General features: G+C 59.5%; 7 protein-coding genes. 1 reads left to right on the forward strand and 6 read right to left on the reverse strand.

Annotated elements, in window-relative coordinates; translation table 11 throughout:
* The 3 genes from ACIREA_RS21280 to glpK all read right to left on the reverse strand — a co-directional run.
* Nucleotides 1-1,634, reverse strand: a 1,634-nt coding sequence (locus ACIREA_RS21280; RefSeq protein WP_397384365.1) for an ATP-dependent DNA helicase RecG, incomplete at its 3' end; no start/stop codon positions are given.
* Between the two features lie 87 nt (nucleotides 1,635-1,721).
* Nucleotides 1,722-2,795: a GNAT family N-acetyltransferase gene (locus ACIREA_RS21285; RefSeq protein WP_397384366.1), complete on the reverse strand. Its 1,074-nt coding sequence runs from the start codon at nucleotides 2,793-2,795 to the stop codon at nucleotides 1,722-1,724.
* On the reverse strand, nucleotides 2,792-4,282 hold the full coding sequence (glpK, locus tag ACIREA_RS21290) for a glycerol kinase GlpK (protein WP_397384367.1): 1,491 nt from the start codon (nucleotides 4,280-4,282) through the stop codon (nucleotides 2,792-2,794). Before glpK ends, ACIREA_RS21285 begins: the two co-directional genes overlap by 4 nt.
* A gap of 88 nt (nucleotides 4,283-4,370) precedes the next feature.
* Between glpK and ACIREA_RS21295 the strand changes: the two genes are divergently transcribed.
* Complete coding sequence (locus tag ACIREA_RS21295) at nucleotides 4,371-5,054, forward strand: hypothetical protein (RefSeq protein WP_397384368.1); 684 nt, start codon at nucleotides 4,371-4,373, stop codon at nucleotides 5,052-5,054.
* 69 nt (nucleotides 5,055-5,123) lie between these two features.
* Here ACIREA_RS21295 and ACIREA_RS21300 read toward each other — a convergent pair whose 3' ends face one another.
* The 3 genes from ACIREA_RS21300 to ACIREA_RS21310 form a co-directional block, all read right to left on the reverse strand.
* Nucleotides 5,124-5,858: a DUF1080 domain-containing protein gene (locus ACIREA_RS21300; protein ID WP_397384369.1), complete on the reverse strand. Its 735-nt coding sequence runs from the start codon at nucleotides 5,856-5,858 to the stop codon at nucleotides 5,124-5,126.
* A 28-nt stretch (nucleotides 5,859-5,886) separates the two neighbouring features.
* Entirely contained in the window at nucleotides 5,887-6,843 is a 957-nt protein-coding gene (locus tag ACIREA_RS21305; RefSeq protein ID WP_397384370.1) for a carboxylesterase family protein, read from the reverse strand.
* Nucleotides 6,844-6,940: 97 nt separating this feature from the next.
* Nucleotides 6,941-7,891: a carboxylesterase family protein gene (locus ACIREA_RS21310; RefSeq protein ID WP_397384371.1), complete on the reverse strand. Its 951-nt coding sequence runs from the start codon at nucleotides 7,889-7,891 to the stop codon at nucleotides 6,941-6,943.
* Nucleotides 7,892-7,971: the final 80 nt, after the last annotated feature.

Raw genomic sequence — 7,971 nt, forward strand, 5'->3', positions numbered from 1 at the left:
GGAACATCGATGCCCACTTCGATAACTGTCGTCGAGACCAGTGCATCCAGCTTGCCCGCACGAAATCGCTTCATCACCTCTTCCTTCTCCTCCGCGCTCATCCGGCCATGCAGCAGGCCCACCTCGCATGGGGCCAGCAGCTTGGACCATACCTCGTGTCCCTTCGTCGCTGCGCCAGCCTCTATCTTTTCCGATTCGTCGATCAGCGCGTACACGATATACCCCTGCCGCCCCTCCTCGATCTGCTCACGCAGGAATTTGGCCGCCTCCTTCAGCTTGGTTTTCGGCCGCACCTTGGTGATGATCTTCACCCCATCGCGTGGCTTCTGGTCGATCGTGGACACCTCAAGATCACCGTAGATCGTCAGCGTCAGCGTGCGCGGGATCGGTGTGGCCGTCATCACCAGCACATCCGGCGTATCCCCCTTGCGGATCAGCTTCGCCCTCTGCGCCACGCCAAACTTGTGCTGCTCATCGATGACAACGATCCCCGTATTGTGCATCAGTTCCACGTCATGCAGCAGCGCATGTGTACCAATGACTATCTCGGGTTTCGCCGAGCTGCTTTTACCGCGCATCAGTTCCACGCCATCCCCATCCTCGCGCTTCGATCCAGTGCGCAATGCCACGCGCAAGCCCAGCGGCTCCAGCCACTTGCGTGCGCTACGCGCATGCTGCTCGGCCAAAATCTGCGTCGGTGCCATCAGCACCGCCTGCCGACCTGATTCGACCGCACGCAGCATTGCAGCAAAGGCTACCACCGTTTTGCCGCTGCCCACATCGCCGTGCAGCAGTCGGTTCATCGGATTGCCCGAGGCCATGTCTCGATGAATCTCATCCAGACAGCGCTGCTGCGCCGTGGTGAGCTGAAACGGCAGCTCGTTGAAAAAGTCCCGCAGCAGCTCGCCCGTGCCGACCTGCCTGCGTCCGCCAGACTCGATCACCCGCCTCTTCCTTCGTGCCACGCGCAGTTGGTAACCATAGAACTCCTGCAGCGCTAGGTAGCGCCGCGCCTGCTCCAGTTTCTCCATGCTGGATGGGAAATGCACCTCACGCAGTGCCTTCGAACGCGACATGCCCGCAAACTCACCTTCCCCGCTCGGTGCTGGCAGCAGATCTTCAATAAACGACTCTGGCAGCGCCTGTATCACATGCCACGCCGCTACGCGCAGGGCTTTCTGAGTCATCGCCCCTTTCAGCCGGTAGATCGGTGTGATGCGTCCCGTGTGAATCTGCCCCGCATCATCATCCGCGCCGCCTTTGACAATCTCATACTCCGGATGCGCCATGCTCAGCCGGCCCTTGGTGTCCTTGATAATGCCATAGACGATCAGTTCCTGACCCTCCGCCAGCACCCGGCTCATGAACGGCATGTTCCACCACTTCAGCGTGAGCTGCTGCCCCAGCAGCCCCGTCGCGTGTCGCACCACTGCCTCAAACACACCCGCCCTTCCAAAGAACTTGTTCCCCGTCTTCGTGATCAGCACATGGTGACACGTCGGCACCAGCCCCGCCTGAAACGCCAGCGCCTGCATCTGCCGCCGGTCCTCGTGCCGGGATGGCATCAGAGCGACCACATCCGCCACCGTCGTCACCCCCTCCTTGCCCAGCAACCGCGCGGCATTCGCGGGCATGCGGGGAACTTCAGCGAGGGAGAGGTCGAGTGGGATCACTGGGTGAGATGGAATGCGTGTTGATGAGTGTCAAAGACGATCTCCAATTCACACCGCCTTCTCCATCACATAATCATCCATCACAAACCCGCTGCCAATGTCACTGACGATGTCTTCGGTAAAGCGAAAGCCCGCACGCAGGTAAGAACGGATGGCAGGGGCATTGCGTTTGTTCACGCGAAGGCGCACAACTTTGCAGCGCATCTCGCGGGCGCGATCCTCGGTCCATTGAAGAGTGATTCCCCCAAGCCCATGACCGTGCACTTCAGGCAGCAGGTAGAGCTTGTTGATGAAGAGCACTGGTTCAAAAAGCAGCTTCTCAAAAGAAATGTAACCGACCGGCTTCGGCCCGGCTGTCTCGACGAGTGCATACCACACGTCCCGCGCCTGCATCTCATGCGCCATGGAGCCGGGCTGATACCAGATGGAAAGCATGTAGCGAATCTGCTCCACGCTGATGATGCCGGGATAATAGGCATGCCAGATTTCATGCCCCAGACGCTGCACCGTGGGCAGCTCGTGGGCACCAATCCGGCGGATGCGGGCGCTGAGCGGCTCGCGGTGCGTTTGAATCGTGCTCAAAGCATGCCGCCAGACATCCTCATCCCGCGCCGGTGAGAGCCGGTGCAAATGCGCGGCGATCTGCCCCTGTGTGGGCTCCACGATCTGCTCCTCGCGGATTTGTTTCTGATCCGACGGGAACTCAGCCTCCGGCAGAATCAACTGCGCAAGATACCAGCAGGCCCAGGCACGCCAGGTGCGCAGCTCCTTGTTTGGCTCCACCATGCGCGTGGCCAGATGCTGCCAATGACGGCGGGGATTTCCGATGAACTGGCCCTCCACCCGATGCTGCATGATCCACACCAGCGCCAGATACGGCAGCGGCCATTTCGCGAGAACTGGCTCATCGGCGCTCAGCGGCAGCGACAGCGCACGGTTGATGATGAGGATGCTCTTGGCCGGAAAACCTTCGCGCCACAGGCTCTGCGCATAGTGCAGCGCCGTCTCATAGAAAAGCGGCCCACGCTCGTGATTCAACGCCTCGATGTCCGTGTGATCGTAATGCCGGTTCTCCTCAGGCAGCAGCGGGCAGGGCGGATTGATCCATGCCTTTTGTTTCACGCCGATTTTTCCTCCCATCCCTTGGCGCGGCCCAGCGCCCGGTCCCAGCCCTGCGTGATCTGCGTACGGGCGGCAGCTTTCATGCTGGGCTTGAATTGGCGATCCACCTGCCAGTGCTTCGCGATGTCAGCCAGATTCTTCCAATAGCCCACGGCAAGTCCCGCGAGGCAGGCCGCGCCGAGTGCCGTGGTTTCATTCACCTTGGGACGCACGACTGGAACCCCCAGCAGGTCGCATTGCAGCTGCATGAGCAGATTGTTCACGCTGGCACCGCCATCGACACGCAACTCCTTCAGCTTGATGCCCGCATCCGCTTCCATGGCCTTCAAGATGTCCATGACTTGCAGGGCGATGCCTTCCAGTGTCGCGCGCGCGATGTGTGCCGCCGTCGTACCGCGCGTCAAGCCCAGGAGTGTGCCACGAGCATAGGCATCCCAATGCGGTGCCCCGAGTCCTGCAAACGCTGGCACAAGATAAACGCCACCGGTGTCAGGCACGCTCGCGGCCAGAGCCTCCACATCCGCCGACTGACGGATGATGCCCAGCCCGTCGCGCAGCCATTGAATGGCCGCGCCGGCGATGAACACGCTGCCTTCCAGCGCGTATTCGGTGCGCCCATTGATGCGCCATGCCACGGTGGTGAGCAGTTTGTTTTTGGAATTGATCGGTTTCGTCCCCGTGTTCATCAGCATGAAACAGCCCGTGCCATAGGTGTTTTTTACCATGCCCGGCTTCGTGCAGATCTGGCCAAACAAGGCCGACTGCTGATCTCCCGCGATGCCCGCAATGGGAATCGAACCGCCAAGCAGCGATGTCATGCCGAACTCACCGCTCGAATCCCGCACCTCCGGGAGCATGGAGCGCGGCACGCCAAAGATCTTCAGCAACTCGTCATCCCAGATGCCTTTGCGAATGTCATAGAGCATCGTGCGCGAGGCATTGCTGACATCCGTGGCATGCACCTTGCCGCCGGTGAGATTCCACAGCAGCCAGGAGTCGATGGTGCCAAAGGCCAGCTCGCCTTTCGCTGCGCGAGCCTTGGCTCCCTTCACGTTTTGCAGGATCCACTGCACCTTGGTGGCGGAGAAGTAGGCGTCCACAATGAGGCCGGTCTTGCGCTGGATGAGCTTGTCCAGTTTCTGCGCCCGCAGCTTGTCGCAGATCGAGGCCGTTCGGCGGTCCTGCCAGACGATGGCGTTGCAGATCGGCTTCCCGGTTTTGCGATCCCACACCACGGTCGTCTCCCGCTGGTTCGTGATGCCAATGGCGGCCACGTCAGCGGCCTTCGCCCGCGCTTTGTGCAGCACTTCAGAGGCCACCCCGGCCTGCGTGGCCCAGATTTCCTGCGCATCATGCTCCACCCAGCCCGGTTTTGCGAAGATCTGCCGAAATTCCTTCTGAGCCGTCGCCACGATGCCGCCGTCGTGGTTGAAGAGGATCGCGCGTGAGCTGGTGGTGCCCTGGTCGAGTGCGAGGATGTATTTCATGGTTATTTCAGATGTTCCCAAGGCCAGCGGGCGGAGTCAATGCCTTACAAACTGCCGGGGAACATGTAGATGGCATTTTTCAGTCAGAATGAATACTCTTGCCTGGAAAGCATCCAAACTCACCACCATGCAAACCGTCCCTGAAACCGCAGCGCCCGCCGCACCGCGTGCGCGTTCCACCAAGAAAGTCGTGCTCATCACCCTCGCCGTCATTCTTGGCTGCGCGGGCATCGCCGCCGCCACCGGCGCATTCTGGGTCAAACAGAACTTCTACCCCTCCGCCATGACTCCCGTGAGCCTGACCGCCACGGAGAAAGCGGAGTTCGACAACAAGCTGCAGGCCCTGAACAATCCTGCTGCCATTCCGCCCGATGAGGCAAACCGCACCATCGTCGTCAACGAGCGTGAAGTGAACGCCTACCTCGCCCAGCAGCAGCTCGGCGAGACCGTGCAGGTGAAGTTTGGCGAAGGCCAGGTCTCCGCTGCGGTCATTTTCACCGCCCCGGAAGATTTCCCGATCGTGCCAAACCAAAAGATTCGCCTCCGCTTCACCTTCGGCACCAGCCTCTCGGCTGAGCACAAACTGTCTCTGAAACTCGACGACCTCAGCCTCGGCGGCATCTCCCTGCCAAACAGCTGGATCGGTGACCTCAAGGGCGTGGATCTCGTGGCTGAAAACGTGGAGACTGATCCTGCGCTTCAAAAATTCCTGGCTGGCATCCAGTCGCTGGAGGTCCACAACGGCACACTACGCCTCGTGCTGAACAAGTAACGCCATCGGAAAAATCAAAAAGCCGCAGAGGGATCACCTCTGCGGCTTTTTTCATTTAGGCTGATCGGATTACTTCTTCGCGTCGGCTTCGGCGAGGATCTTCTTCGCCTCCTCAGCACCGATCTCCCTCACCTTGAGATTGCGCCAGCGGATCTCCCCGCCGTGGGTCTGCAGCATGATCGGGCCCTTCGCGGGCAGCGGCTGGGTCTTGTCATAGTAGTTTTCCATCACGTTGCCATCGACGACGAGTTTGTCGTTCAGCCACACCCAGGTGCGTGCGCCGATCTGGCGAATGCGAAAGCTGTTCCACTCCCCCATGGGCTTGTCCGCCACCACCAACGGATCGCGTCCCGGGGTATCAGGGGTGTTGTTGAACAGACCGCCTGAGCCAAGGTGCGGCCTGCGCGTCGGTTTGGCCGGATCAAAAATCTGAGACTTGTCCCAGATCTGCACCTGGGGTGAGCCACGCAGGTAGATGCCGCTGTCAGCACCCGCCACGGTTTTGTATTCGATGAGGAACTCGATGTCGCCAAACTCCTCTTCAGTGGTGGCATACGGACCGTGGCCATCGTTGACCAGTTCGCCGTTCTCCACCTTCCAGTCTTTGGCGAATTCGTCGCGCATCTTCTTGAGCGCTTCGGTTTTCTTTTCGTCCTTGAGTTTGACGACGGAATGAGGATTCAGGCCGTACCAACCGGTGAGATCCTTGCCATTGAAGATCGGCCGGAAAGCGGAGTCTTCAGCACGGGAGACAAAACAAACAGCCAGCAAAAGGCCGCCAAGAGTGAGTGAATTAAATTTCATAATCGTGAATGGTGAATGTCAGGTGCTCTCACTTCGCTTCTTTGAGCTTGGCGATGAGGAATTCGTTGATCGTCTTATACTTCACATCCGTCGCGCCCGGATAAACGATCTCGCAGGCCACGCCCTTTTCTTTGCAATGCTCCTGCAGTTTCACGCCGAAGTTGGCGGTGTGCGTCGGATCCTTCTGCTCCTGACCAATGGCCGGAGGAGCGCCGAACAAGCAATACACAGGCGGATCATCCGATGTCACGAGCGCGTAGGGCGAATATTCATTGATCCATGGCAGGATGCGTTCCCGCGCCGCCACGAAGTCATCGAAGTTTTTGAACTCACCGTTCTTGCTGAAGGCATGGCCGCCGTACTTGCTGTTCGGCGTCCACTCGCGCATCTGCTTGGGGTCCAGCGTAGTCTGCGGTCCGTTCACGGCAGCCGTGTAAAGCCGGGTCGATTCACGTGCGATGGGATCGCTGCTCTTCGGATCGGCCATGTCGTCATGGAAAGCCAGCCACAGGCTGCTGCATGCACCTGCGGAGCCACCACTGGCACCGATGCGCAGCTTGTCGATGTTCCACTCCGCCGCCTTGCTGCGCACTGTCTGCAGCGCGAGCGCAGCATCCGTCAGCGGCGCCTTCACCGGCGGCACCACGTCCTGCGCCTGCGAGATGTAGCGATAGTTGATCGAAACAACCGAAATGCCTTCCTTCAGAAACGGCTCCACGGCGATGCCCGCCTTGTCTCCGCCCATCCAACCGCCGCCATGGATGAAAAACAGCAGCGGCGTCGGTTTGTCCGACTTCGCCTGCCAGAAATCGAGCACATTTCGCTCAGCCGGCCCATACTTCAGATTCGCTACCGTCGGCGGCGGATTCTTCGGATAGACTTTCTTGGCCGGAGCCTTGGCTGCAGGAGCCTCAGCCTTCTTCGCCGGTGTGTCGGCAGCGAACGAGATCGAGGTGAATAAAAGGAGGGAGAGAGCGAGTTTCATGAGAGCAGATAAAACGCTCTCAATTCAGCTTATCTGGCTGCAATCATGAGACTTCCTCCGCAGCCATTCCAGTCTGGCTGCGGGCTGGCATGACATCTCACTTCTTCAGCGTCTCTATCAAGAACTCCGCAATGCTCTTGTGCTTCACATCCGGCGCACCGGGATAAACGAGCTCGCACTCGTCACCGATTTCACGGCAGTGTTCCTGAAGTTTGACGCCGTAGTTCGAGGTGTGAGTGGGGTCTTTCTGCTCCTGACCGATGGCCGGTGCGCTGCTGTAGTAGAGATAGACCGGCGGGTCGTCCTTGCTGACGAGTTCGTAGGGCGAGTACATCTTGATCCACTTCAACACCGACTCGCGCTTTTCCAAAAACTCAGCAAAGCGGGTATCGCGGGTCTTGCGCTCGTTCGGGTCCATGAAGCCAAAAGCATGGCCGCCGTAGCGGCTGTTTGGCGTCCATTCCTTGAGCTGCTTGGGATCCAGCGAGGTCTGCGCACCGCTGACCGCCGCGCACCAGAGACGCGTGGATTCACGGGCGATAGGATCGCTGCTCTTGGGATCGGCCATATCATCATGGAAGGCGAGGTAGAGACTTGAGCAGGCTCCTGCAGAACCGCCGCTGGCGCCGATGCGCTGCTTGTCGATGTTCCATTCCTGCGCACGGCTGCGCACGAACTGCAAAGCGCGCGCAGCATCCTCCAGCGGCCACTGTACGGGCGGCATCACGCCCGCAAGCTGCGCCTGCCAGGAATAGCGGTAGTTGATGGAAACGACGGAGATGCCGGCCTTGAGGCAGGCTTCGAGTTCTCCCACTCCAGATTTATCACCTGCAACCCAGCCACCACCGTGAATGAAAAACAGCAGCGGCGTGGGCTTCGACGAATCTGCTTTGTAAAAATCGAGAACCTGCCGCTCATGCGCGCCATAAGGCACATTTGCGACGGTGGGCGCACGTTTTGGAACCGGAGCAGGTTTAACGGCGGGCGCAGGCGTCTGCGCGTGCAGAGACGCAGCAAGAAGCAGGGTGAGGATGACGAACGATTTCATGGATGGAGAGTTAAATAGTTGGAGTTTCATAAAGCGGGCAGCGGCGGCTTTATGAAAGGTCGGCAAGACCAATCCAAACG

The organism is Prosthecobacter sp. (assembly GCF_044373815.1).
Taxonomy (GTDB): Bacteria; Verrucomicrobiota; Verrucomicrobiia; order Verrucomicrobiales; family Verrucomicrobiaceae; genus Prosthecobacter.